Below are 22883 nucleotides of genomic sequence, written 5' to 3' on the forward strand. Positions count from 1 at the left end.
GCCGCCACGGCGCGCGGGAAACCCTACCTGCGTCCGAGAATTATTTTCGCGTCGATTTGCGTTGGATCTCGACGCTGCCGTCCTCCTGCCGCGACACGGCCACGGGAAGGATGCTCGGCAGCAGGTCGAGCAGCCGGTCGGCGTTGTGCGCGGCGAAGACGCCGGTCAGTCGGAGGGAGGCCAGGCTGGGGTCGTCCAGGAGAATGGGCGCCTTGCGATAATGGCGCAGCAGCGCGACGGCTTCGCCCAGGGGCGTGCGCTCGAAGACCAGGCGGTCGTCTTTCCAGGCCATCGCCGTGGCGGCATCGACCTTGGCCAGCGGCATCAGTTGCCCGCCAATGGCATCGACCTGCTGGCCCGGCAGGAGCACGACTGGCGCTTGCGCCGTAGCCGAGGTGCCGACCTCCACCCGGCCACGCTCCAGGGTCACGCGGACATCGTCGTCCAGGCGGCGCACGTTGAACCGGGTGCCGAGCACGCGGATGTCGGTCGAACCCGCGGACACCACGAAGGGCCGATAGCGCGCCGGGGATACCTCGAAAAGCACCTGCCCCGCGCGCAACGCGACCCGGCGGCTGAGCGGGTGCCAACTGACCTCGATCTGGCTGCCGCTGTCGAGCAGGAGCTGGCTGCCGTCGGCCAGGGTCACGTCGCGCCGCTCACCGATGGCGGTGGCGAAGCGCTCGCGCTTGTAGGCCGGGTCCAGCCAGGCCAGGGCGCCGATGGCCAGCGCCAGCAATAGCGCGACGCCGGCCGCCTTGCTTGCCTTGCGCGATTTCGGCCGGGAGGGCGGCAGCGGGAACAGGTCCTTCAGCGCGTCGCGATGGCGCTCCAGGGCGTCGTCCAGCGGAACCTGCCCATTCCGTTTCGAGGGCTGGGTCATGGCCGTGCCTCGCCGCGGCCGAGCCGTTCCCGGCAGGCCGCCAGTCCGAGGCGCAGGTGCTTTTCCACGGTCTTGACGGAGATGCCGAGGCGGTCGGCGACTTGCGCCTGGGGAACTTCGTGGATCTTGTGCATGACGAAAACGGCCTGGCAGCGAGGAGGAAGCGTGGCGATGGCGTCGACCAGTGCCTGGAACTCGCGCTCGGCCTCATGGCGACCCATGGGCGTCGCCGCCATGCAGGCGACTTCCGGAAGCTCGGCGACGGCTTCCACCCAGGCGGTTCGACGACGGTCGCTACGATAGCGGCTCACGGCGGTGTCGTGGGAGATTTTCCGCAGCAGGGCCAGGGGCGTGTGCACGTCCTCCTTCTCGTCGCGTTCGAGCAACTGCACGCACACGTCGTGCACCACTTCGCGCGCCATGCCCCGGTCGCCGAAGCGCCGGCGAACATGGTCGACCAGTTCCTCGTAGTGACGAACCAGTGTGGACAACAGCGTCGGCTTGGCGGGATCGAACGGCACGATGCACCCAGGAAAGGAGCCTGGCTCCGAAGAATGGGGGGCGAGTGTAAATGAGAAACAGTCGCAGATGAAAGACCGGTCATCGTCAGGGATTGCCTGGGCTGGCGTGCGTAGCGGGCGGGTGGCTTTCGCCCGACCGCGCAACTGCCGAGCCAGGGCGGAGAGGGATCCCCTTTTCGCCCCGCTACTCAACCCCCCGGCCTTGCCGGGGGGCACCGCCTCCGTCGGTTATCGGTGTCTGCGTGCGTATTCCGCCTCGAACAGTGACAGGGCGTCGCTGAGCAACGACAGCAGGGAACCGGTGATGCGGCAGATGCTTTCACCGGGCTCTTCGGTTTCGTCGAGCAGGTCGAGGACGCTCAGCGTTCCGATCGCCGACTCCAGCCGGCGGCGGGCGGTGTCGAACAGGTCTTCGCTGGCTGCGCTGCTGTCCAGGTAGAGGGTGGCGCAACCGGGGTGCTGGTTGCATTGCGAGGTGCGTCGCAGGGGGATGAAGGTGGAAGGGGACTGTGCGGTTATTGCGGGATTCGACGTATCATCGACCTTAGCCATGGGTCAGCTCCTATCGTTAAGCTGGTCTCTGGTTAGCGGGTCGTAGGTGTTCCTGCACCTGCGGCTCGCGTCTTTTCTGCCCCCAAGAAAACAGATGGACTTGGCGACCCCTCCATCTTCCTCCTACTGGTTTTTTATCCAATTCCTGGGCGTCTGAGAGAGGCTGCGGAAAAGTCTGGGGGAGATGTCCGGCGTTTCCAGGGCATGTCATCCGCCGCTGTCACGGGTATCCGGCGGATAACCGCCAGGCGGTTATTCGCCCTACGGGGTCGAGCCTCAAGCGGGCAGCGCGGGGTCGTTTGTCTGCGCGTAGCGCGGTGGGGGGCTGGGCAACCGGCACGACCCTGCTGACCCTTCCTGACCACCCCGTCAACCCGTAAACTACGCGGTTCCCCTGCCCAGACAAGGACTGCCGTGAACAGCCCCGCCCTGCCCCTTTCCCGTGGCTTGCGCATCCGCGCCGAACTCAAGGAACTGCTGACCCTCGCCGCGCCGATCATGATCGCGCAACTGGCGACCACCGCCATGGGCTTCGTCGATGCGGTGATGGCCGGGCGCGCCAGTCCGCACGACCTGGCAGCGGTGGCGCTGGGCAACTCGATCTGGATCCCGATGTTCCTGCTGATGACCGGCACCCTGCTCGCCACCACGGCCAAGGTCGCCCAGCGCCATGGCGCCGGCGACCAGCCCGGCACCGGGCCGCTGGTGCGCCAGGCGCTGTGGCTGGCGCTGCTGATCGGACCGCTGTCGGGGGCGGTGCTGTGGTGGTTGTCGGAGCCGATCCTCGGCTTGATGAAAGTGCGCCCGGAACTGATCGGGCCGAGCCTGCTGTACCTCAAGGGCATCGCCCTGGGCTTCCCGGCGGCGGCGCTGTACCACGTACTGCGCTGCTACACCAACGGCCTGGGACGGACCCGGCCGAGCATGGTGCTGGGGATCGGCGGGCTGCTGCTGAACATCCCGATCAACTACGCGCTGATCTACGGCCACTTCGGCATGCCGAAGATGGGTGGCCCCGGCTGCGGCTGGGCCACCGGCTCGGTGATGTGGTTCATGTTCCTCGGCATGCTGTTCTGGGTGAACAAGGCCTCGATCTACCGCGCCAGCCAGTTGTTCTCGCGCTGGGAGTGGCCGGATCGCGCGACCATCGGCCCGCTGGTGGCGGTCGGCCTGCCGATCGGCATCGCGGTGTTCGCCGAGTCGAGCATCTTCTCGGTGATCGCCCTGCTGATCGGCGGGCTCGACGAGAACGTGGTGGCCGGCCACCAGATCGCCCTGAACTTCAGCGCGCTGGTGTTCATGATTCCCTATTCGCTGGGGATGGCGGTGACCGTGCGGGTCGGCCACAACCTCGGCGCCGGCCTGCCGCGCGACGCGCGCTTCGCCGCCGGCGTGGGGATGGCCGCGGCGCTGGGCTACGCCTGCGTCTCGGCGAGCCTGATGCTGTTGCTGCGCGAGCAGATCGCCGCGATGTATTCGCCGGACCCGGCGGTGATCGCCATCGCCGCCTCGCTGATCGTGTTCTCCGCGCTGTTCCAGTTCTCCGACGCCCTGCAGGTCACCGCCGCCGGGGCCCTGCGCGGCTACCAGGACACCCGGGTGACGATGATCATGACCCTGTTCGCCTACTGGGGCATCGGCCTGCCGGTGGGCTACAGCCTCGGCCTCACCGACTGGTTCCAGGAACCCACCGGACCGCGCGGCCTGTGGCAAGGCCTGGTGGTGGGCCTGACCGGCGCGGCGATCATGCTCTGCATCCGCCTGGCGCGCAGCGCGCGGCGCTTCATCCGCCAGCACGAGCGCCTGCAGCGGGAGGACGCGGCGGCCGCCTCAGTCCTTGGCCGGTAGCGCCGGGGCGGCGCCACGCGACTTGACGCTGAGGGTAGTGCCGACCGAGGCGAGGATGATCGCGCCGATGGCCAGCCATTGGGTCGGGCTCAGCCGCTCGCCGAGGAACAGCAGCCCGGAGAGCGCGCCGAAGGCCGGCTCGATGCTCATCAGGGTGCCGAAGGTGCGCGCCGGCAGGCGGGTCAGCGCGACCATTTCCAGGGTGTAGGGCAAGGCCGTGGAGAGCACCGCGACGCCCAGCGCCAACGGGATCAGCGCCGGGTCGAGGAGGTCGGCGCCGGCGTGGGCGACGCCGATCGGCACAACCAGGATCGCCGCCACCAGCACCCCCAGCGCGGCGCCCTGGGCGCCATGGTCGGCGCCGGCGCGCTGGCCGAAGAGGATGTACAGCGCCCAGCACACGCCGGCACCGAGGGCATAGGCGGCGCCGACCAGGTCGAGCGGCTCGGCGCTGTTGCCCAGCGGCAGCAACAGCCAGATGCCGAACACCGCCAGGCCGATCCAGAGGAAGTCCAGCAGGCGCCGCGAGGAGAGGATCGCCACCAGCAGCGGCCCGGTGAACTCCAGGGCCACCGCGATGCCCAGCGGCACGGTGCGCACCGAGAGATAGAACAGCAGGTTCATGCCGCCCAGGGCGATGCCGTAGACCACCACCGAGCGCAGCGATTGCAGGCTCAGGCGCTTGCGCCAGGGACGCAGGAGCAGCAGCAGGATCAGCGCGGCGAAGAACAGCCTTAGGGCCGTGGTGCCCTGGGCGCCGACCAGGGGGAACATGCTTTTCGCCAGGGAGGCGCCGCTCTGGATCGAGGCCATGGCGATCAATAGCAGGCCGACCGGCAACAGCGTTCCGGCGAGGCCGCGGGAGGTGGAGGTCATGGAAGAGGTCCGGCAGTGGGAAGCAGCCCGATGGACTGCGGGAAACGGGATGTGCACTATAATGCGCAAAACCGCGACAGTGAGCAATATATTGCCCAACCCTACCGAACGCCCCAGCGTCCTCGAACATGTCTCCGGCAACGTCCGCCGCCTGCGCCTGCAAGCCGGCCTCAGCCAGGAAGCGCTGGCCCGCGCGGCCAGTGTCAGCCGGCGGATGCTGGTGGGCATCGAGAGCGGCGACGTCAATGTCAGTCTGTCGACCCTCGACCGTATCGCCGCCGCCCTCGGCGTGCTGTTCCCCGACCTGGTCCAGGCACCGGCCACCGACCGCTCGCGGATCAATGCGGTGGCCTGGGTCGGCCACCACCCCGAGAGCCGCGCCACCCTCCTCGCCAGCGCACCGGCGCGGCGCGAGGTGGAACTCTGGGCCTGGTCGCTGGGACCGGGCGAGCGCTACGTATCGGAACCCGACGCCGCCGGCTGGCGGGAGATGGTTCTGGTCATCGAAGGTCGCCTGCGCCTGGAACTGGCCGACGGCGAACGGCGCATCGAGACCGGCGACTTCCATGCCTTCGCCAGCGACCAGCCGTACGCCTACGTCAACGACGGCGACGGCGACGAGGTGGTGCGTTTCACCCGCAACGTGGTGAGCTAGGCTCTAGCCTCGAGCCAGCCTTCCAGAGGAGACCGCGATGAGCGCACGCGTACGACCCTTCCTGATGTTCCAGGGGGGCCAGGCCGAGGCGGCCATGAACTTCTACCTGTCGCTGTTCGACGACGCCGAGATCCTCCAGATCCAGCGCTACGGCGCCGAGGGGCCGGGCCCGGAGGGCTCGGTGCTGAAGGCGCTGTTCCGCCTCGGCGACCAGAGCGTGCATTGCATCGACAGCCATGTGCGGCACGCCTTCGATTTCACCCCGGCGTTCTCCTTCTTCGTCGACTGCGAGAGCAACGCGCAGATCGAGCGCCTGGCCGAGGCCCTGAGCGACGGCGGCAAGGCCCTGATGCCGCTCGGCGACTACGGCTTCAGCCAGCGTTTCGCCTGGCTGGCCGACCGCTTCGGGGTGTCCTGGCAGCTCAATCTGGCCTGAGCCCGGCAGTTGCCGTCAGGCTTCCTGGAGGACTTCCTGGCACACATCGACCCACTGCGCATCCACCAGCTCGGCCATCCGTTGCGGGGCGATGCGGACCGCGCTGTGCACCGCCCCGGCGGCCGGAAGCACTTCGTCGAAGGCTTGCAGCGAGACGTCGCAGTACACCGCCAGCGGCGTCGCCAGGCCGAACGGGCAGACTCCGCCGACCGGGTGCCCGGTCAGCTCGACCACGTCCTCGGCGCCGAGCATCTTCGCCTTGCCGCCGAAGGCGGCCTTGATCTTGCGGTTGTCCAGCCGCGCGTCGCCGCGCGCCACTACCAGTACGGTGCGCTCGCCGACCCGCAGCGACAGGGTCTTGGCGATCCGCCCCGGCTCCACGCCATGGGCCTCGGCGGCCAGGGCGACGGTGGCGGTGCTGGTTTCCAGCTCGATGATGCGCAGGTCCGGGGCTTTCTCGGCGAAGAACCGCCGGACGGATTCGAGGCTCATGGGGTGGGCTCCTTGGCGAAAACCCACGAACTTATGCAAGCGCGCCGAGGCTGTCCAGCACCGCGCGCTCAGGCGAAGCGCACGCAGTAGATCGGCGGCAGGTTGGCGGAGAGCTGCTGCCAGTCCTCCCCGCCGTTCTCGCTGAGCCACAGGCCGCCGGTGGTCGAGCCCATGGCCAGGCGCTCGCCGCTGGGGTCGATGTCCAGGCCGTGGCGGTAGACCAGGTCGTAGGCCGGGCCATCGGGCAGGCCGCGCTCGAGGGTCTCGAAGCTGTGGCCACCGTCGCGGGTGCGGGTGACCACGAAACGGGCGTCCCTGGGAATGCGGCATTCGTCCTTGGTCGCCGGGACGAACCAGGCCGTGTCCGGCTGCCGCGGATGCACGGCGACGGCGAAGCCGAAGCTGGACGGCTCGGCGACCACGCCCTGCCAATGCAGGCCGCCGTCGCGGGAACGGAAGATGCCGTTGTGGTGCTGCACCCAGAGGAACTCCGGGCGCGCCTGGCACTGCACCAGGCGGTGCGGGTCCTGGATCGCCGCCTCCTCGCTCTGCTCCGGCGGCATGTAGTCGGCGCGCATGCCTCTGGTGGTGCAGGTCCAGCTGCGGCCGTCGTCGTGGCTCTGCCAGACGCCGCCGCAAGACACCGCGACGGTGAGGTGGCGACTGTCGCGTGGGTCGACGCAGATGGAATGGATGCCGGGATGGTCGTAGCCGCCGCCGAACCACTGGGCGCGTTCGGGTCGTTCCCAGAGTTCGCGGTTGAGGCGCCAGCTGGCGCCACGGTCGTCAGAGCGGAACAGGCCGCCGGGGATGGTCCCGGCCCACAGCGTGCCGGGCCGGTCGGCGCCGCCTGGCTCGAGGATCCACAACTGCTGTAGCGACCAGGGTGGCTCCGCCGCCTGGCCTTCCAGCGGTTCGGCCGCTGGCGGCTGCGGCGGATAGACCGGCACCGCGCATTCCTTCCAGTCCGTCGCGCCGGCGTCGCGACGCCACAGCTTGACGCCGAAATGGCCGAGATTCAGCGCCGCGTAGAGCGCGCCGTCGCGCGGGTCGGCGAGGAGCATGCTCAGCGGCTCGCCGAGGAAGTGGCTGGCCATCGGCAGCCACTGGCCCGCCGCGTTGCGCCGCAGCTCGAACAGGCCCTTGCGGGTGCCGACATAGAGTCGCTCGCTCACCGGATGTCCTCCTCTGTTGGTCAACCGCCGCTCAGCGCCTGCACCACGTAGATCTCGCTATCGTCTTGGAGCGGATCGCCCAATCCCCGGCGATCGCGGACCTGCACGCCATCGACGAACAGCGCCACATGCCGGCGCAGACTGCCCTGGTCGTCGAGCAGGTAGCCGCGCAAGCGCGGCTCGCGGACGAAGGCCGCCTGCAAGGCGGAGGCGACGGTGGCGGCGCCGACGTCCAGCGCGGGCATGGCGACGTGCCGCTGGATGGCCGGGGCGAAGACGATACGGGGCATGCCGAGGCTCGCGGAAATGGCTCTGCCGGAACAGTGTAGAAGCCCTGCAGGCCACGGCTGGCGCGGCCCGCCCAGCGGTCGGCACACTCCGCAGCGACGCTCGTCGGCCATCCCGGCCGCTCGGCGCGGGCCTCCTATACTGCCCCGGCCAGCGAAAAAACCGCCGTCGCCTGTCGATCCGCCGGCCTGCCGTTCGACCAGTTCGGGAGGCGGGCCAGAACGGGCCGTCATTGCGCAGAACAACAAGGAGAACGCAGATGAGATTCATGGTGATCGTCAAGGCCACCCAGGCTTCCGAAGCCGGCGAGATGCCCAGCGAGGAACTGCTCGCGGCGATGGGCCGCTATAACGAGGAACTGGTCAAGGCCGGGGTGATGCTCGCCGGCGAAGGGCTACAGCCCAGCGCCAAGGGCGCCCGGGTGCGTTTCTCCGGCAACGCGCGGACGGTGATCGACGGCCCCTTCGCCGAGACCCGCGAGCTGATCGCCGGTTTCTGGATGTTCCAGGTGGCCTCCCTGGAAGAGGCCATCGAGTGGGTCAAGCGATGCCCGAACCCATTCGACGGCGAATCCGAGATCGAGATCCGCCAGGTCTTCGAGGCCGAGGACTTCGGCGAGGAGTTCACCCCGGAACTGCGCGAGCGCGAGGAGCGCCTGCGCGCCGAGCTGGAAAAACGCAACTGAACCGCCCCGCACTCCGCCAAGAACGAGGAAAGCGCCATGCAAATCGTCCCCTACCTGATCTTCAACGGTAATTGCCGGGAGGCCTTCAGCTGCTACCACCAGCACCTGGGCGGCACCCTGGAGGCCATGCTGCCGTTCGGCGACAGCCCCGAGTGCGGCGACATCCCGGCCGACTGGAAGGACAAGATCATGCACGCACGGCTGGTGGTCGGCAGCTTCGCCCTGATGGCCTCGGACAATCACCCGGCCTATCCCTACGAAGGCATCAAGGGCTGTTCCATCAGCCTTAACGTCGACAGCAAGGCCGAGGCCGAGCGCCTGTTCAACGCCCTCGCCGAGGGCGGCTCGGTCCAGATGCCGCTGGGCCCGACCTTCTGGGCGGCGAGCTTCGGCATGTTCACCGACCGCTTCGGCGTGGCCTGGATGGTCAACTGCGAGCAGGACCGGTAGCGTCCGCTACGCGGGCCCGCCGCCAGGTGAATCAGCGGCGGGCCCGCGTTCCACTGTGCGCGAGTCGCGATCGATAGACGCACTGCTGCGATAATATAGGTTGCATTTTAAAACCAAAATTCCTAGCCTCCGCTTTAGTTTCATATTGAAACCTTACGGAGCGCTTCGCATGCCATCCTCGCCATCCTCCCTCCCCTCCGCGCTGGTGCTGCTGTTCGCCGTCGCCTGCGGTCTCAGCGTGGCCAACGTCTATTACGCCCAGCCGCTGCTGGACGTCCTCGGTGCCGAGTTCGCCATCGGCCAGGCCGGGGTCGGCCTGCTGTTCGGCGCGACCCAGGCCGGTTGCGCCCTGGCGCTGCTGCTGGTGGTGCCGCTGGGCGACCTGCTGGAGCGGCGCCGGCTGATGTTCGTCCAGCTCCTGCTGCTGGTGCTGTCGCTGCTGCTGGTGGGCTTCGCCGGCGATACCCTCGGCCTGGCGCTGGGGCTGCTCGGACTGGGCCTGCTCGGCACCGCCATGACCCAGGGACTGCTGGCCTACGCCGCGGCGCTGGCGGCGCCTGGCGAGCGCGGGCGGGTGGTCGGCGCGGCGCAGGGCGGCGTGGTGATCGGCCTGCTGCTGGCACGCAGCCTGGCCGGGCTGCTCGCCGACCTCGGCGGCTGGCGCAGCGTCTACCTGGTCTCGGCAGCGAGCATGGGCGGGCTCGGCCTGCTGCTCTGGCGGGTACTGCCGGCGGCGCCGAGCAACGAACTGGGGCTGACCTACCGGCAACTGCTCGGCTCGATGTTCGGCCTGCTGGCGAGCCAGCGCGTGCTGCAGGTGCGCGGCCTGCTCGGGCTGTTGATGTTCGCCGCCTTCGGGGTGTTCTGGAGCAGCCTGGTATTGCTGCTCGGCGCGCCGCCGCATTCGCTGTCGCACAGCGCCATCGGCGCCTTCGGCCTGGTCGGCGCGCTCGGCGCGCTGGGCGCGGCGCGGGCCGGCAGCCTGGCCGATCGCGGCCACGCCCAGGCGCTCAGCGGCGGCGCCCTGCTGCTGTTGCTGCTGTCCTGGCTGCCGCTCGCCCTCGGCGCGCATTCGCTGGCGGCGCTGATTCTCGGCGTGCTGCTGCTCGATCTCGCCGGCCAGGCGATCCATGTGCTCAACCAGAGCCTGGTCTTCGCCATCGACCCGCGCGCCCACAGCCGCCTGGTGGGTTGCTACATGCTGTTCTACGCCGCCGGCAGCGGCCTCGGCGCCAGCGCCGGCACCGCCATGTACGCCTGGGCCGGCTGGGACGCGGTGAGCCTGCTCGGCGCGGCAATCAGCCTGGCGGCCCTGGCGTTCTGGTGGTTCACCCGTGGCGTTGGCGGCGAAGCGCGTACGGCCTGCGCCAACGGCGCCTGAGCCGGCTTCAATCGAGTTCGCGCAGGCGCTGCTCGATGAAGCGCCGCTCCGGCTCCTGGCGCGCCAGGGCCAGCGCCGCGCGGTAGGCCTCGCGGGCCTCGCGGCGGCGACCGAGACGGCGGCAGAAGTCGGCACGCGCCGAGTGCGCCAGGTGGTAATCGGCCAGTTCACCTCGCGCCAGCAACGCATCGACCACGGCCAGCCCGACCTCGACGCCATCGCGCATGGCCAAGGCCACGGCGCGGTTGAGTTCGACCACCGGCGACGGCGCCAGGTACAGCAGCGCGTCGTAGAGGGCGACGATCCGTGCCCAGTCGGTGTCCTCGGCGCGCGGCGCCTGGGCATGCACCGCAACGATCGCCGCCTGCAGGGTGTAGGGCCCGACGCGGCGGCTGGCCAGGGCCCGCTCGACCAGGCCGAGCCCCTCGACGATCAGTCCACGATCCCACAGAGCGCGGTCCTGCTCGTCGAGCCGCACCAGTTCGCCGCTGGCCGAGATCCGCGCCTGGCGCCGCGAGTCGTGCAGCAACATCAGGGCGAGCAGGCCGAGGGCCTCGGGGTCGGGCAGCAGCTCGACCAGCAGGCGGCCGACGCGGATCGCCTCGCCGCTGAGATCGGCGCGGGTCAGGCTGGCGCCGGTGGAGGCCGAGTAGCCCTCGTTGAACACCAGGTAGATCACTTGCAGGACGTTGCCCAGCCGCTCGGGGAGTTCCTCCAGGGTCGGTACCTGGTAGGGAATCCGGGCCTCGCGGATCTTGTTCTTGGCCCGCACGATGCGTTGGGCGATGGCGCTGGGCGCGGCGAGGAAGGCGCGGGCGATCTCCTCGGTGCGCAGGTCGCAGACCTCGCGCAGGGTCAGCGCCACCTGTGCCTCGGGGGTCAGCGCCGGGTGGCAGCAGGTGAAGATCAGGCGTAGCCGGTCGTCTTCCACCGCATCGCCCTCCTCCGCCGGCGCCTCGGCCTGCTCTTCCAGTTGCTCGGCGAGCAGTCGCTGCGAGGCGTCGAAACGCGCTCGCCGGCGCAGGTTGTCGATGGCCTTGAAGCGCCCAGCGGAAACCAGCCAGGCGCGCGGGTTGCGCGGGATACCGTCGCGCGGCCACTGCTCGACGGCGGCGATGAAGGCGTCGTGCAAGGCCTCCTCGGCCAGCTCGAAATCGCCGAGCAGGCGGATAAGGGTCGCCAGCACGCGCCGCGACTCCTCGCGGTACAGCGCCTCGATGCGGCTGCGCAACGGCTCGCCGTGCTCCCTCAATGGCTGGCCTGCGCATGGCAGCAGGCGCTTTTCGGCGCCTCGTCGTAGCGGTCGTGGTGACGCAGCCAGTCCATGATCGCGTCCTCGTTGCGCCCCCTGGGCGTCAGGTCGAGGAAGTTGTAGGTGGTGAGCAGGATGTCGAGGCCGCGCGCATAGGCCGAATAGGTGTGGAACACCTCGCCCGCCGGATTGCGCAGGAACACGCTGGCACCCGGCATTTCCTCGCCGGCGTCGGGGGTCGGCTGGTAGTTGTAGTCGACGCTGCCGGCGGCCAGTTGCGCCTTGTCGAAGGACACCCCGAAGTCACGGTTGAAATCGCTGCCGTACGAGGAGTACCAGTCGAAACGCCAGCCCATGCGCCGGCGGAACGCCTGGAACTCTTCCAGGGGCGCGCGCGATACCGCCACCAGGCTGACGTCGTGGTGCGCCAGGTGCCGGTTGGCGCCGTCGATGTGGTCGGCGAGGAACGAACAGCCGACGCAGCCTTCGCTCCAGCCCGGCGCGAACATGAAGTGGTAGACGATTAGCTGGCTATTGCCGCCGAACAACTCGGCCAGCGAACGCTCACCGCGCTCGCCCTGGAAGCGGTAGTCCTTGTCCACCCTGACCCAGGGCAGTTCGCGTCGTTCGGCGGCGACGGGCGTCCAGCCATTGTTCCCGGTTGCTCACCGGGTGGTCCTGCAAAGAAGGATTCATTGCCGATTCTCCACGGAAATTCTCGGTTTTCCAGCCTGCCCGGGGTCGTTCCGCCAGCGGCGCCGGCGCCCGGTCGCCAGGGCGAAGCCGGCCAGCGAAGCGCCGCCGGCGCACACCAGGGACAGGGATGCGATGCACAGGGGGCACATGCTTCACCTCCGGCGCCGGGCGCCCTCACTCCCATTCCTTGACCGGTCGCACCTCGACGCAGCCGAGCCGTCCCGGCGGAATCTTCGCGGCGATCTGCAGGGCCTGGTTGAGGTCACGCGCCTCGATCAGGTAGAAGCCGCCGAGTTGCTCCTTGGTCTCGGCGAACGGCCCGTCGGTCATCGCCAGCCGCCCGCCCTGGTGGCGCAGGGTGGTGGCGGTCTGCACCGACTGCAGGGCGTGCGAGGCGATGTAGTGGCCGGCCTTGCCCAACTGGTCGGAGTAGGTCATGCACTCGTCGACGATGGCGGCAAGCTCCTCGGCCGGCACGGCGGCCAGCTTCGCTTCGTCGAAATAGATCAGGCAGAGGTATTTCATGGCGGTGGGCTCCTGGTGCGGATCGACGATCCGTTCGTTCGGTAGTCGCCCGGCGAGGGCGCCTTTCGACAGTGGCGGGGAAAAAAGCCCGCGGCGCGGACGAACGGTCGGCGCTCGCCGTGGAACGCCGCCGACCGCAGCACAAGCCTAGACCCGCCCGACCACCGGGCGCGGGCCGTCGGTCAGGGCTGACGCGGTGCGTAGGGATTCAGGCGGGGATCGCGCAGCGGGCTTTCCCGGGTCGGCCCGGGATCGTCCTGGCGCAGGCGGAGACTGCCGTTGCCGATCTTCAAGCCGTCCTTGGTCGTCGCCTCCCCGTCGGCGCTGGCCGCGTCGCTACCCGGCAGGTCCGGCTCGGCGGCCTCCGGTTGCGGCTGTGGCGCGCTGCCCATGGGCAACGGCGCGACCGGCGGCGCGGCGGGCAACGCTGCCGGCAGCTCGTCCGGCAGGGGCGCGGCGAGGGTCGGTTGGCCCAGGCCGGCGAGCACCATGGCCAGGAGCAGGAAAAGCACACGCGACATGACAAAGCCTCGATAGGCCTCGGGACTTCCACCATAGCCGCGCAACGGCCCCGGCGAGCGAAGTACGGACCGGTGGCATCGCGCATTGGAAAAAGGGAATTCCTGGAATTGTTCGATAGGACCCTGGCCACCTCCGTCAGCTGTCAATCGACTTTTCGAACAACGCGCCCGCCCCTATTAGAACAGCGCAAAAAAACTCGATCAAAAGTACAGCCTGGGCATGAGGTCGCGGATATAACCTGAAATCGAATTGCGCCCCGGCGTAGTTGCTCCGGTAACACTTCGCAGACGCAGGAGTCGAACGCCACCGAAAAGAAGATAGCACTTGCCAGAGAAACTTCCGCAGGTCCCAACGAACATCCCGGCACGCACTCGCCTCGCCATCTTTCTTCCATTCAAAGACCCGCCCACATGTAAATGAGTGGAGTAGCCAATGACGCTATTGGATATCGAAAAGCTGCTGGACATGACTCACCACATGTCGGTGCACATTCCCATCGAACTGATCATTTCCTGGGAGCAGAGCGAAGAGGCCTGGAGTGTGAAAGACAACTGTCTCAACTTCGTCTATGTCAATCGTCGCTATACCGAACTGATCACCCCGCGGTTCGGCCAGAAGAACTCCCTGCTGTCCCCCTTCAGTGCCAGCATCGAAGAGCACGACAAGCTGGTCATCCAGACCGGCAAGCGCATCGAGGCCCTGGCGCTGCTCAGGCCGGACGACCATCCGGCGCCCTGCTGCCTGTACTTCGAGCGCATGCCGCTGTATGACCGGCGCGGCAACCGCACCGGGGTGATCGCCCATGCCAAGACCCTGACCTCGGTCGCCCCGCGCGGCTTCATCGCCACCGACGGCATCGGTACCTTCACCTTCACGCCCCCCTCGGAGTTGTTCACCTCGCGCGAATGGGACGTGATCTACCTGCTGCTTTCCGGTCTCTCGGAAAAAGAAATAGCCGAACAGATCAGCCGCTCCCTGAGTACCGTCAAGTTTCACAAGAGCAACATCTTCCAGAAGGTCGGTTGCAGTTGCATCGGCGCCTTCAAGGCACTCGCCCGGCAAAAGAAGTGGAACTTCTATATCCCGCCGACCTTCGCCAGCGCCAAGTACATCATCAATCACTAGTCGCGCCTCGCGAGAGCCTTCGGCGTGCCGGGCGACGCTTTTGCCGGCGAAACCGAGCGGTTCGAATGGACAAGGACAACAGCATGTCTCGAAACAATCCTTCGCGTCATTCAATACTCGTCACTTCCAACATAAACGCGGCCAATGATGCGAATCGTCTTTCCGAGCTTTGTCGACAACTGGAAATACGCGGCTATCGGCTCTTCCAGGCGCCAAGCCGCAAGGTCGCCCTGGATTTTCTCGGCAACGCCGCGCACCCCGCCGGCATCCTCCTGCTCGTCGCGGAGCCGACAGGCGAGAACGAAGCCGCACAATTGGCGGCGCTCGATGAACTCCGCCAGGTCGCGCCGTCCATCCCGCTGTTCCTGTTGTTTCGTCAACTGCGCATCGAGCAGTTGTCCAGCCAGCTACTGGACGAGGTCCAGGGATGCTTCAACCTGGCCGCCGGCCCCGCACGCTTCATCGCCGAGCGCATCGACAGCGACCTGCGCGAATGGCGCGCCCCGGCGGGCCCCAGGCGGCTGCGCGACTATGCCCCGCCGGTCCCGCGCACGCCGGTGAGCGCCCGCTACAACGGCCGCGCACGCCTCGACCTGGCGCCGGCCAAGCAGTGGCGGATCGGCTCGGGGAGCACCGCGGAGCGCCTGGCGACACCGCTGAACGACCTCTCCACGGCCTACCGCAAGACGTCCGCGGGAGCCCCGGCGGCGCACGCCGGCGACATCGCCGAGGCCTTTCGCCGGGCGCTCTGGGAAGCCGCCGCGCGGCTCGCCAGGGAGGATGGCGATACGTGGTTCTTCGAGATACTGCGGGGCAACCCGGGGCCTGGCATCGAGGCCGGCCGGGAGACGCCGGCGAAGCGCTGGCACGGGCTCGCCGAGACACTCGACAGCAGTCCTCGGCTGGACCCGCTGCGCGTCGCCCTGAGCGCCCCCGGCCTCGATTCGCGCGGTCGCCCGGCCAGCTTCGGAGTACCCGCCGCGGTGGTCTGCCGCTACCTGCGCCGGCACGGCATCGCCCCGTTGCGCACCGGCGACTATCGCTTCCTGCTGCTGTTTCCCCAGGGCGCCAGGGCGGAACACGCGCAGCCGCTGGTGGACAGGCTGTGCGAATTCAAACGCCGGCACGACGACGATGCGCCGCTGAAGCAGGTGTTGCCGGAGTTGCTCGACAGCTCGCCGCTGTACCGCTACATCGGCCTGCGCGAACTCTGCGCGATGATCCACGAAGCCAGCCTGCGGCTGCACCTGACCGCCCTCGCCGACGCCGCCGCCAGGACTGCCGGCCACGCCGCGCTGGCGCCGGCCACGGTCTATGGGCACCTGGTCAGGGACGAAACCGAAGCGGTGGCGATCGACAGGCTCGGCGGCCGTGTGGTCGCCAGCCTGGTCGGCGTCCATCCGGCGGCCACGCCGCTGCTATTGCCCGGCGAACGGGTGGCCGAGGAATCGCCGGCGCTGATCGACTACCTGCTGGCCTTGCAGGCCTTCGGCGAGCACTTTCCCGGTTTCGCTCCCGAGTTGCAGGGCATCGAGATCGATGAGCGCGGCCGCTACCGGGTCCGTTGCGTCAGGCCGGCCGCCCTCGCCCGCGGCTCCGGCCTGCGCCTGGCCACGCGCCGGCCGGACTGAGGCGCGCCGTTCAGCGCAGCGCCTTGCTCAACTGGCCACGGTGCTTGAGTTCCAGGCGCTGGACGAAGGCCTGGAGGATGCGCCGGTAGAGTTCGTCGCCAAGCTGGCCGTCCTCGACGCCGGCATCGATATTCGGGTTGTCGTTGACCTCGATGACCAGCACCTTGTCGCCGGCCTGCTTCAGGTCCACCCCGTAGAGGCCGTCGCCGATCCGCCCGGCGGCCTCCAGGGCCAGCTCCAGCACCGCCGGCGGCACCTGCTCCAGCGGCACGGCGCGGCACTCGCCGTTGACGTCCTGGCCGTCGGCCTTGTGGTTGTAGATCTGCCAGTGGCCGCGCGACATGAAGTACTGGCAGGCGTACAGCGGTTGGCGGTCGAGCACGCCGATGCGCCAGTCGTACTCGGTGTAGAAGAACTCCTGGGCCAGCAACAGGACCGAGCGCTCGAACAGCTCGCTCGCCGCCGCCAGCAGTTCGCTGTCGTCGTTGACCTTGACCACGCCACGGGAGAAGCAGCCATCGGGAATCTTCAGCACCAGCGGGAAGCCCAGGCGCCGGGCCACCCGCTGCCAGTCCTGCGGGCGTTCCTTGTAGAGGATCTCGGTGAGCGGCATGCCCAGTTGCCGGCAACCAAGCAGGTCGGCCAGGTAAACCTTGTTGGTGCAGCGCAGGATCGATGCCGGGTCGTCCATCACCACCAGGCCTTCGCGCTCGGCCTTCTCGGCGAAGCGATAGGTATGGTGGTCGACCCGGGTGGTCTCGCGGATCAGCAGGGCGTCGAACTCGGCCAGGCGCGCGTAGTCCTTGCGTCCGATCAGTTCGACGTCGATGCCGAGGCTGGCGCCGACCCGTACGAAGTTGGCCAGCGCCTGCGGGTTGGACGGCGGCAGCGCTTCGTCGGGATCGTGGAGGATCGCCATGTCGTAGCGTGCCACCCGCCGCGAACGCGGCATGCGCCAGGCGCGCCGGCTGAAACCGTCGAGGGCGTCGGCGAAAACGTCCTCCTGGTCGCTGCGCAGGCGGTTCAGCACGCCAGGGCGCACGCCCTCGATATGCCAGCCCTGCTGGCGACGGAACTCCACCAGCAGGATCGGACAGGGAAAGGCTTCGAACAACTGGCGGGCGAGGTCGGCCAGCGGCTCGAACTCGGTATGGCCGAAATACAGGGTCAGGGTGAAGCCGTCGGTGGCGCCATAGGGCGTACGGCACAGCGCCTTGTCCAGGGCCTTGTCGAGGCCACCCAGGGCCAGCCCGTACACCGACTTGCGAGCCAGTTCGCTGATGCAGCGCAGCGACGGGATCACCCGGTGGCCACGGGCCTCGGCCAGCAGCGAACAGTAGTAGCCGAGGCCGAGGTACTTGTAGCCGCGGCACAGGTTGATCACCTGCACGCGGCGGCCGCCGTGGTCGCGCGCCGATTGCTCGAGGTATTCCTGGGCGGTGAGTACTTCCTCGCTGGGCAGGTAGGAGGCCCAGTCCTCGCGTCGCTCGACGACGATCATCAGGCGGCTGCCGAGGTCGGCGAGAGCCGGCGGTCGGGGTTGCTCGACGAGGGTCATGCGGAGCGACCCGTCGAGGGTGGCTAACGAGGCTGCTGACATGAGTGGCGGTATCCTCTGAATGACGGTACCTGCCGTTCTAGACCTGCCGGCGCCTCCTGTCGCGCCTCGTTACGCAAGCTTTACGAGCGCCGCCGCCAGACGCCGGCGCGGCAACCGGCCAGGGCCCCCGGGCACCGCGCCGCGAGTGCCGAGGAGCATTTTTACGCTGGCGTTGCGCGCTCGTCAGGCCAGGCTGTCGAGCACCCCGCCGTCGACCCGCAGGGCCGCGCCGGTGGTCGCCGAGGCCTGGGTCGAGCAGGTGTAGACCACCAGGTTGGCGACTTCCTCGGGCGTCGCCAGGCGCTGGATGATCGAACTGGAACGGTGCTGCCGGACAAAGGCGGTGCCGGCCTCTTCTATGCTCTGCCCGGCCTTCTGCGCATCCTCGCGGAGCATCTCGGCGACGCCTTCGGTGAGGGTTGGTCCGGGCAGCACCGCATTCACCGTCACCCCGGTGCCGGCCAGGCGCTTGGCCAGGCCGCGCGACACCGAGAGGTTGGCGGTCTTGCTGAAGCCGTAGTGGATCATGTCCGCCGGGATGTTCAACGCCGATTCCGAAGACAGGAACACCACTCGCCCCCAACCGCGCTCGACCATTCCCGGGACGTAGGCGCGGGCCAGGCGCACCCCGGACATCACGTTGACCTCAAAGAAGCGGCTCCACTCGGCGTCCTCGATGTCGAAGAAGTCCTTCAGCTCGAAGATGCCCAGGTTGTTGACCAGGATGTCCGCCTTCGGCTCGGCCGCAACGAAAGCCGCGCAGCCTTCCGCCGTGCCCAGGTCGCCGGCGACGCCGCGCACCCTGGCATCCGGCTGGCCGTTCCGGATCGCCGCGATCGCACGGTCCACCGCCGCCTGGCTACGTCCGTTGACCACCACGGTGGCGCCGGCGGCGGCGAGGCCGCTGGCGATGGCGAAGCCGATGCCGGCGGTGGAACCGCTGACGATTGCCAGTTTGTCGCTCAGATCGATCTGCATGGGAGTCTCCTGTCGAGTGACGAACCGCTCAGGAACGCGGCTCGGGGAACAGACGACAGCCTAGACCAGCCAGCGTTCCGTGCCCGTTCCTGGCCTCAGAGACGCAGGCCGAGGTTGATCATCGCCGCCGAATTGCCGAGCAGCACCAGCTCGCTGCCCAGCGGGCCGAAGCGAACGCCCACCGAGGGGATGATCGCCGGCGCGACGCCGAAGCGGTTCAGCGGGATCTTGTCGCGGTATTCGCCGCGATAGCCCTGCAACAGGCCGCCGGTGAGCTTCAGGTAGACCGGGTAGCTGTCACTGTCGAAACGCTTGCCCAGGTAGGCGTAGTTGGAGCGCTGGCTGAACGAGTTGCGGAAGGTCGCACCGCCGGCCAGCACGCCATCGGCGCGGTTGTATTCGAGGCCGAGCAGGTCCTGGTGATTGTTGTGTTCAGGGTCCGGGTTGAAATGCCGGGTGTAGACGCTGGTCTGCAGGTACCAGAAGTCGCCGTCGTCGGCAGCCCAGGCAGGTGCGGCGAGCACGGCCAGCAGGCTGAGGATGAGATAGCGCATGGGGACTCCAGGCGGCCGTCGCCAGGGAAGGAAGGCAAGACGTGACGGCTTGCGCCTCGCAGCGTGAATTCTGCTGAACCCGGCCTGAATCGGGCCTGAACGAAGCCTGAACAATTTCTGAACGAACCGTCAGAAAACCCCGGAATGGCTCAAGAACGGACCTCGGCGAAACGTTCGGAAAACCGAACGCCATGCCCCGAAAATATTCGGAAGAGCGGACGAAAGGCCATTTCGGGGCATTTTCATCCAAATTTAATTTCTTTTACTTTCAAACGGTTAGGCTAAAAAAAACCGGATTTCATAAGCTGGCATGCATCCTGCCACTACACTGTTCGGCAAGCACGATACTCTCGTGGCTTCCCCCGCCGGGGAAAACCGCGAAACACCCTGTCCCGGAGAGGCCAGGCGCTCGCGGCTCAATAAAAATCAAAACAAGTCGAGGAAGAAATTCATGCGTATCGCTCCCAGTCTGCTGAGCACCGCCATCGTGGCCGCTCTGTTGTCCGCTCCGGTCGTCGCTGACGAGCTCACCGGCACGCTGAAGAAGATCAAGGAAACCGGCACCATCACCCTCGGTCACCGTGACGCTTCGATTCCCTTCTCCTACCTCGGCACCGAGCCGGGCAAGCCGATCGGCTACTCCCACGACCTGCAACTGAAAGTGGTCGAGGCGGTGAAGAAGGAACTCAACCTCCCCGAGCTGAAGGTCCGCTATAACCTGGTCACCTCGCAGACCCGCATCCCGCTGGTGCAGAACGGCACCGTGGACATCGAGTGCGGCTCCACCACCAACAACGAAGAGCGCCAGAAGCAGGTCGACTTCTCCGTCGGCATCTTCGAGGTCGGCACCCGCCTGCTGTCGAAGAAGACCGCCAACATCAAGGACTTCGACGACCTCAAGGGCAAGAACGTGGTGACCACCGCCGGCACCACCTCCGAGCGCCTGCTCAAGGCCATGAACGCGGACAAGAAGATGGGCATGAACATCATCTCCGCCAAGGACCACGGCGAGTCCTTCATGATGCTCGAATCCGGCCGCGCGGTGGCCTTCATGATGGACGACGCGCTGCTCTACGGCGAAATGGCCAAGGCCAAGAAGCCGGACGACTGGGTCGTCGGCGGCACCCCGCAGTCCTTCGAGATCTACGGCTGCATGGTGCGCAAGGGCGACGCGGCGTTCAAGAAAGTGGTCGACAAGGCCATCACCGATACCTACGCCTCCGGCGAGGTCAACAAGATCTACGACAAGTGGTTCACCCAGCCGATCCCGCCGAAGGGCCTGAACCTCAACTTCCCCATGAGCGAAGAGCTGAAGAAGCTGATCGCCAGCCCGACCGACAAGGCCGCCGAGCAGATGTAACGAGCGCCTGGCGTTCCTCCCGGAGCGCCAGCGCTTCGCGCGTCGCCCCCGCCTCGCGGCGGGGCCTCGGGGACGCGGGAGGGGCCTGCCCCTCCCCAGCCGTCTCCCCCGGAAGAGCAGCGCCGCCGGCCCGCACGGCCGCGCCGGCGCCTGCCTTCCCCGCCAGTGTCTGCAACCGATTGAACCGAGGGGAAACCCCAACATGAATTACAACTGGGACTGGGGCGTGTTCTTCAAGTCCACCGGGATCGGCAGCGAAACCTACCTCGACTGGTACATCGCCGGTCTGGGCTGGACCATCGCCATCGCCCTGGTCGGCTGGATCATCGCCCTGGCGCTGGGCTCGCTGCTCGGCGTCATGCGCACCGTGCCGAACCGCCTGGTATCGGGGATCGCCACCGCCTACGTGGAAATCTTCCGCAACGTGCCGCTGCTGGTGCAGCTGTTCATCTGGTACTTCCTGGTACCCGACCTGCTGCCCGAGGGCCTGCAGACCTGGTTCAAGCAGGACCTCAACCCGACTACCTCGGCCTACCTCAGCGTGGTCGTCTGCCTCGGCCTGTTCACCGCCGCGCGGGTCTGCGAGCAGGTGCGCACCGGCATCCAGGCGCTGCCCTACGGGCAGACCTCGGCGGCCCGCGCGATGGGCTTCCGCCTGCCGCAGATCTACCGCCACGTGCTGCTGCCGCAGGCCTTCCGGATCATCATCCCGCCGCTGACCTCGGAGTTCCTCAACATCTTCAAGAACTCCTCGGTGGCGTCGCTGATCGGCCTGATGGAGCTGCTGGCGCAGACCAAGCAGACCGCCGAGTTCTCCGCCAACCTGTTCGAGGCCTTCACCCTGGCCACGCTGATCTACTTCACGCTGAACATGAGCCTGATGCTGATCATGCGCCTGGTGGAGAGAAAGGTCGCCGTACCGGGCCTGATCTCCGTAGGAGGTAAATGATGGACTTCAGTGGAATCGTTCCCGCCCTGCCGAGCCTCTGGGAAGGCATGCTGATGACCCTCAAGCTGATGGTCCTCGGCGTCCTCGGCGGCGTCGCGCTGGGTACCGTGCTGGCGCTGATGCGGCTGTCGCACAGCAAGTTGCTGTCGAACATCGCCGGCTTCTACGTCAACTACTTCCGCTCGATCCCGCTGCTGCTGGTGATCACCTGGTTCTACTTCGCGGTGCCCTTCATCCTGCGCTGGATCACCGGCGAGGACACCCCGGTGGGGGCGTTCACCTCCTGCCTGGTGGCCTTCATGATGTTCGAGGCGGCCTACTACTGCGAGATCGTCCGCGCCGGCATCCAGGCCATCCCGAAAGGCCAGATGGGCGCCGCCCAGGCACTGGGCATGACCTACGGGCAGACCATGCGCCTGGTGATCCTGCCGCAGGCGTTCCGCAAGATGACCCCGCTGCTGCTGCAACAGAGCATCATCCTGTTCCAGGACACCTCGCTGGTCTATACCGTCGGCCTGATGGACTTCCTCAATTCGGCCCGTTCGCGCGGCGACATCATCGGCCAGGCCAACGAGTTCCTGATTTTCGCCGGCCTGGTCTACTTCGTCGTAAGCTTCACCGCCTCGTTCGCCGTCAAACGTCTGCAGAAAAGGTTAACCGTATGATTTCCATCAAGAATGTCAGCAAGTGGTATGGCGACTTCCAGGTCCTGACCGACTGCTCCACCGAGGTTGCGAAAGGCGAAGTGGTGGTGGTCTGCGGGCCGTCGGGCTCGGGCAAGTCGACCCTGATCAAGTGCGTCAACGCACTGGAACCCTTCCAGAAGGGCGACATCGTCGTCGACGGCACCTCCATCGCCGATCCGAAGACCAACCTGCCCAAGCTGCGCTCGCGGGTCGGCATGGTGTTCCAGCATTTCGAGCTGTTTCCCCACCTGAGCATCACCGAGAACCTGACCATCGCGCAGATCAAGGTACTCGGCCGCAGCAAGGAAGAAGCCACCAAGAAGGGCCTGGCCCTGCTCGAGCGCGTCGGTCTCAAGGAGCACGCGCACAAGCACCCCGGCCAGCTCTCCGGCGGCCAGCAGCAGCGCGTGGCGATCGCCCGCGCGCTGGCGATGGACCCGGTGGTGATGCTGTTCGACGAGCCGACCTCGGCGCTCGACCCGGAAATGGTCAACGAAGTGCTCGACGTGATGGTCCAGCTGGCCCACGAAGGCATGACCATGATGTGCGTGACCCACGAGATGGGCTTCGCGCGCAAGGTCGCCAACCGGGTGATCTTCATGGACCGCGGGCAGATCGTGGAAGACTGCGAGAAGGAGGAGTTCTTCGGCGACGTCAGCGCCCGCTCCGAACGTGCCCAGCAGTTCCTCGCCAAGATCCTCCCGCACTGATGTACCCGCCCTCGCCGGCCCGCCCGGCGGGGGCCTGCTCCACCCTCGCCTGC

At 67.6% G+C, this 22883-nt stretch carries 25 protein-coding genes and 1 pseudogene; 12 read left to right on the top strand and 14 right to left on the bottom strand.

Going from position 1 to position 22883, the window contains the following annotated elements; all coding sequences use genetic code 11:
• Positions 1–40: 40 nt before the first annotated feature.
• The 3 genes from ACYAF3_RS29360 to ACYAF3_RS29370 all read right to left on the bottom strand — a co-directional run bounded on the left by ACYAF3_RS29360 (position 41) and on the right by ACYAF3_RS29370 (position 1956).
• On the bottom strand, positions 41–883 hold the full coding sequence (locus ACYAF3_RS29360) for a FecR family protein (RefSeq protein ID WP_003101998.1): 843 nt from the start codon (positions 881–883) through the stop codon (positions 41–43).
• Positions 880–1404, bottom strand: coding sequence for an RNA polymerase sigma factor (locus ACYAF3_RS29365; RefSeq protein WP_003449595.1), 525 nt, complete (start codon positions 1402–1404; stop codon positions 880–882). Before ACYAF3_RS29365 ends, ACYAF3_RS29360 begins: the two co-directional genes overlap by 4 nt.
• A 228-nt stretch (positions 1405–1632) precedes the next feature.
• Positions 1633–1956, bottom strand: a complete 324-nt coding sequence (locus tag ACYAF3_RS29370) for a hypothetical protein (protein WP_023122209.1) — start codon at positions 1954–1956, stop codon at positions 1633–1635.
• 414 nt (positions 1957–2370) lie between these two features.
• Here ACYAF3_RS29370 and pmpM point away from each other — a divergent pair, with 414 nt between their 5' ends.
• The gene (gene pmpM, locus ACYAF3_RS29375; RefSeq protein WP_003123004.1) at positions 2371–3804 is read left to right on the top strand and encodes a proton-coupled multidrug efflux MATE transporter PmpM; all 1434 of its coding nucleotides are present in this window, start codon (positions 2371–2373) and stop codon (positions 3802–3804) included.
• Here the strand turns inward: pmpM and rhtA are convergent.
• On the bottom strand, positions 3787–4680 hold the full coding sequence (rhtA, locus tag ACYAF3_RS29380) for a threonine/homoserine exporter RhtA (protein ID WP_003086919.1): 894 nt from the start codon (positions 4678–4680) through the stop codon (positions 3787–3789). The genes pmpM and rhtA overlap by 18 nt on opposite strands.
• Between rhtA and ACYAF3_RS29385 the strand changes: the two genes are divergently transcribed.
• Positions 4679–5335: a helix-turn-helix domain-containing protein gene (locus tag ACYAF3_RS29385; protein WP_025270943.1), complete on the top strand. Its 657-nt coding sequence runs from the start codon at positions 4679–4681 to the stop codon at positions 5333–5335. The two genes, rhtA and ACYAF3_RS29385, sit on opposite strands and share 2 nt — an antisense overlap.
• 37 nt (positions 5336–5372) lie before the next feature.
• Entirely contained in the window at positions 5373–5771 is a 399-nt protein-coding gene (locus ACYAF3_RS29390) for a VOC family protein (RefSeq protein WP_017148866.1), read from the top strand.
• A 15-nt stretch (positions 5772–5786) separates the two neighbouring features.
• Here the strand turns inward: ACYAF3_RS29390 and ACYAF3_RS29395 are convergent, their stop codons facing one another.
• From ACYAF3_RS29395 to ACYAF3_RS29405, 3 genes are all read right to left on the bottom strand, one after another.
• Complete coding sequence (locus tag ACYAF3_RS29395; protein ID WP_003086914.1) at positions 5787–6263, bottom strand: YbaK/EbsC family protein; 477 nt, start codon at positions 6261–6263, stop codon at positions 5787–5789.
• 68 nt (positions 6264–6331) lie between these two features.
• Entirely contained in the window at positions 6332–7438 is a 1107-nt protein-coding gene (locus tag ACYAF3_RS29400) for a WD40/YVTN/BNR-like repeat-containing protein (RefSeq protein WP_003123007.1), read from the bottom strand.
• Positions 7439–7458: 20 nt separating this feature from the next.
• Positions 7459–7728 (bottom strand): MoaD/ThiS family protein, encoded by a 270-nt coding sequence (locus tag ACYAF3_RS29405; protein WP_023090681.1) that lies wholly within the window; start codon positions 7726–7728, stop codon positions 7459–7461.
• A gap of 257 nt (positions 7729–7985) precedes the next feature.
• On the opposite strand from ACYAF3_RS29405, the gene ACYAF3_RS29410 reads away from it, so the two are divergent.
• From ACYAF3_RS29410 to ACYAF3_RS29420, 3 genes are all read left to right on the top strand, one after another.
• Entirely contained in the window at positions 7986–8411 is a 426-nt protein-coding gene (locus tag ACYAF3_RS29410) for a YciI family protein (RefSeq protein WP_003086910.1), read from the top strand.
• 36 nt (positions 8412–8447) lie between these two features.
• Complete coding sequence (locus ACYAF3_RS29415) at positions 8448–8861, top strand: VOC family protein (protein ID WP_003082839.1); 414 nt, start codon at positions 8448–8450, stop codon at positions 8859–8861.
• Between the two features lie 169 nt (positions 8862–9030).
• A complete protein-coding gene (locus tag ACYAF3_RS29420) occupies positions 9031–10242 on the top strand; it encodes an MFS transporter (RefSeq protein WP_016253673.1) in 1212 nt (403 codons plus the stop codon).
• A gap of 7 nt (positions 10243–10249) precedes the next feature.
• Here ACYAF3_RS29420 and ACYAF3_RS29425 read toward each other — a convergent pair whose 3' ends face one another.
• The 4 genes and pseudogenes from ACYAF3_RS29425 to ACYAF3_RS29440 all read right to left on the bottom strand — a co-directional run bounded on the left by ACYAF3_RS29425 (position 10250) and on the right by ACYAF3_RS29440 (position 13236).
• On the bottom strand, positions 10250–11473 hold the full coding sequence (locus tag ACYAF3_RS29425) for an RNA polymerase sigma factor (RefSeq protein ID WP_003082803.1): 1224 nt from the start codon (positions 11471–11473) through the stop codon (positions 10250–10252).
• 17 nt (positions 11474–11490) lie between these two features.
• A pseudogene (locus tag ACYAF3_RS29430) lies at positions 11491–12190 on the bottom strand (DUF899 domain-containing protein).
• Positions 12191–12364: 174 nt separating this feature from the next.
• A complete protein-coding gene (locus ACYAF3_RS29435) occupies positions 12365–12715 on the bottom strand; it encodes a YciI family protein (RefSeq protein ID WP_003082795.1) in 351 nt (116 codons plus the stop codon).
• Positions 12716–12897: 182 nt separating this feature from the next.
• A complete protein-coding gene (locus ACYAF3_RS29440) occupies positions 12898–13236 on the bottom strand; it encodes a hypothetical protein (RefSeq protein ID WP_003112384.1) in 339 nt (112 codons plus the stop codon).
• 433 nt (positions 13237–13669) lie between these two features.
• Here ACYAF3_RS29440 and ACYAF3_RS29445 point away from each other — a divergent pair, with 433 nt between their 5' ends.
• Both ACYAF3_RS29445 and ACYAF3_RS29450 read left to right on the top strand, forming a co-directional pair.
• Positions 13670–14362: a helix-turn-helix transcriptional regulator gene (locus ACYAF3_RS29445; RefSeq protein WP_003082787.1), complete on the top strand. Its 693-nt coding sequence runs from the start codon at positions 13670–13672 to the stop codon at positions 14360–14362.
• Between the two features lie 65 nt (positions 14363–14427).
• Positions 14428–15993 (top strand): aminotransferase class I/II-fold pyridoxal phosphate-dependent enzyme, encoded by a 1566-nt coding sequence (locus ACYAF3_RS29450; RefSeq protein ID WP_017002034.1) that lies wholly within the window; start codon positions 14428–14430, stop codon positions 15991–15993.
• 10 nt (positions 15994–16003) lie between these two features.
• Here ACYAF3_RS29450 and ACYAF3_RS29455 read toward each other — a convergent pair whose 3' ends face one another.
• The 3 genes from ACYAF3_RS29455 to pagP form a co-directional block, all read right to left on the bottom strand.
• Positions 16004–17593 carry a RimK family protein gene (locus ACYAF3_RS29455; protein ID WP_023087633.1) on the bottom strand — a complete coding sequence of 530 codons (1590 nt, stop codon included), beginning with the start codon at positions 17591–17593 and terminating at the stop codon, positions 16004–16006.
• A 183-nt stretch (positions 17594–17776) separates the two neighbouring features.
• Positions 17777–18571, bottom strand: coding sequence for an SDR family NAD(P)-dependent oxidoreductase (locus ACYAF3_RS29460; RefSeq protein ID WP_003082773.1), 795 nt, complete (start codon positions 18569–18571; stop codon positions 17777–17779).
• Positions 18572–18666: 95 nt separating this feature from the next.
• Positions 18667–19125 (bottom strand): palmitoyltransferase PagP, encoded by a 459-nt coding sequence (pagP, locus tag ACYAF3_RS29465; protein WP_003082771.1) that lies wholly within the window; start codon positions 19123–19125, stop codon positions 18667–18669.
• Positions 19126–19576: 451 nt separating this feature from the next.
• Here pagP and ACYAF3_RS29470 point away from each other — a divergent pair, with 451 nt between their 5' ends.
• From ACYAF3_RS29470 to ACYAF3_RS29485, 4 genes are all read left to right on the top strand, one after another.
• Complete coding sequence (locus ACYAF3_RS29470) at positions 19577–20485, top strand: glutamate/aspartate ABC transporter substrate-binding protein (protein ID WP_003082770.1); 909 nt, start codon at positions 19577–19579, stop codon at positions 20483–20485.
• Positions 20486–20687: 202 nt separating this feature from the next.
• Positions 20688–21434, top strand: a complete 747-nt coding sequence (locus tag ACYAF3_RS29475; RefSeq protein WP_003082767.1) for an amino acid ABC transporter permease — start codon at positions 20688–20690, stop codon at positions 21432–21434.
• Positions 21431–22099, top strand: coding sequence for an amino acid ABC transporter permease (locus ACYAF3_RS29480; RefSeq protein ID WP_003082765.1), 669 nt, complete (start codon positions 21431–21433; stop codon positions 22097–22099). The genes ACYAF3_RS29475 and ACYAF3_RS29480 overlap by 4 nt, the downstream gene beginning before the upstream one ends.
• Entirely contained in the window at positions 22096–22830 is a 735-nt protein-coding gene (locus ACYAF3_RS29485) for an amino acid ABC transporter ATP-binding protein (protein WP_003082761.1), read from the top strand. The genes ACYAF3_RS29480 and ACYAF3_RS29485 overlap by 4 nt, the downstream gene beginning before the upstream one ends.
• Positions 22831–22883 lie beyond the last annotated feature (53 nt).

It is taken from the genome of Pseudomonas sp. TZ252 (assembly GCF_056110345.1).

Coding starts and splice junctions, on each gene's coding strand:
- ACYAF3_RS29385 (WP_025270943.1), top strand. CDS start 4,679: ATGGAAGAGGTCCGGCAGTGGGAAGCAGCCCGATGGACTGCGGGAAAC.
- ACYAF3_RS29435 (WP_003082795.1), bottom strand. CDS start 12,715: ATGAAATACCTCTGCCTGATCTATTTCGACGAAGCGAAGCTGGCCGCC.
- pagP (WP_003082771.1), bottom strand. CDS start 19,125: ATGCGCTATCTCATCCTCAGCCTGCTGGCCGTGCTCGCCGCACCTGCC.
- ACYAF3_RS29455 (WP_023087633.1), bottom strand. CDS start 17,593: ATGTCAGCAGCCTCGTTAGCCACCCTCGACGGGTCGCTCCGCATGACC.
- ACYAF3_RS29395 (WP_003086914.1), bottom strand. CDS start 6,263: ATGAGCCTCGAATCCGTCCGGCGGTTCTTCGCCGAGAAAGCCCCGGAC.
- ACYAF3_RS29420 (WP_016253673.1), top strand. CDS start 9,031: ATGCCATCCTCGCCATCCTCCCTCCCCTCCGCGCTGGTGCTGCTGTTC.
- ACYAF3_RS29390 (WP_017148866.1), top strand. CDS start 5,373: ATGAGCGCACGCGTACGACCCTTCCTGATGTTCCAGGGGGGCCAGGCC.
- ACYAF3_RS29450 (WP_017002034.1), top strand. CDS start 14,428: ATGGACAAGGACAACAGCATGTCTCGAAACAATCCTTCGCGTCATTCA.
- ACYAF3_RS29405 (WP_023090681.1), bottom strand. CDS start 7,728: ATGCCCCGTATCGTCTTCGCCCCGGCCATCCAGCGGCACGTCGCCATG.
- ACYAF3_RS29410 (WP_003086910.1), top strand. CDS start 7,986: ATGAGATTCATGGTGATCGTCAAGGCCACCCAGGCTTCCGAAGCCGGC.
- rhtA (WP_003086919.1), bottom strand. CDS start 4,680: ATGACCTCCACCTCCCGCGGCCTCGCCGGAACGCTGTTGCCGGTCGGC.
- ACYAF3_RS29415 (WP_003082839.1), top strand. CDS start 8,448: ATGCAAATCGTCCCCTACCTGATCTTCAACGGTAATTGCCGGGAGGCC.
- ACYAF3_RS29440 (WP_003112384.1), bottom strand. CDS start 13,236: ATGTCGCGTGTGCTTTTCCTGCTCCTGGCCATGGTGCTCGCCGGCCTG.
- ACYAF3_RS29470 (WP_003082770.1), top strand. CDS start 19,577: ATGCGTATCGCTCCCAGTCTGCTGAGCACCGCCATCGTGGCCGCTCTG.
- ACYAF3_RS29475 (WP_003082767.1), top strand. CDS start 20,688: ATGAATTACAACTGGGACTGGGGCGTGTTCTTCAAGTCCACCGGGATC.
- ACYAF3_RS29370 (WP_023122209.1), bottom strand. CDS start 1,956: ATGGCTAAGGTCGATGATACGTCGAATCCCGCAATAACCGCACAGTCC.
- ACYAF3_RS29445 (WP_003082787.1), top strand. CDS start 13,670: ATGACGCTATTGGATATCGAAAAGCTGCTGGACATGACTCACCACATG.
- ACYAF3_RS29460 (WP_003082773.1), bottom strand. CDS start 18,571: ATGCAGATCGATCTGAGCGACAAACTGGCAATCGTCAGCGGTTCCACC.
- ACYAF3_RS29480 (WP_003082765.1), top strand. CDS start 21,431: ATGATGGACTTCAGTGGAATCGTTCCCGCCCTGCCGAGCCTCTGGGAA.
- ACYAF3_RS29485 (WP_003082761.1), top strand. CDS start 22,096: ATGATTTCCATCAAGAATGTCAGCAAGTGGTATGGCGACTTCCAGGTC.
- ACYAF3_RS29360 (WP_003101998.1), bottom strand. CDS start 883: ATGACCCAGCCCTCGAAACGGAATGGGCAGGTTCCGCTGGACGACGCC.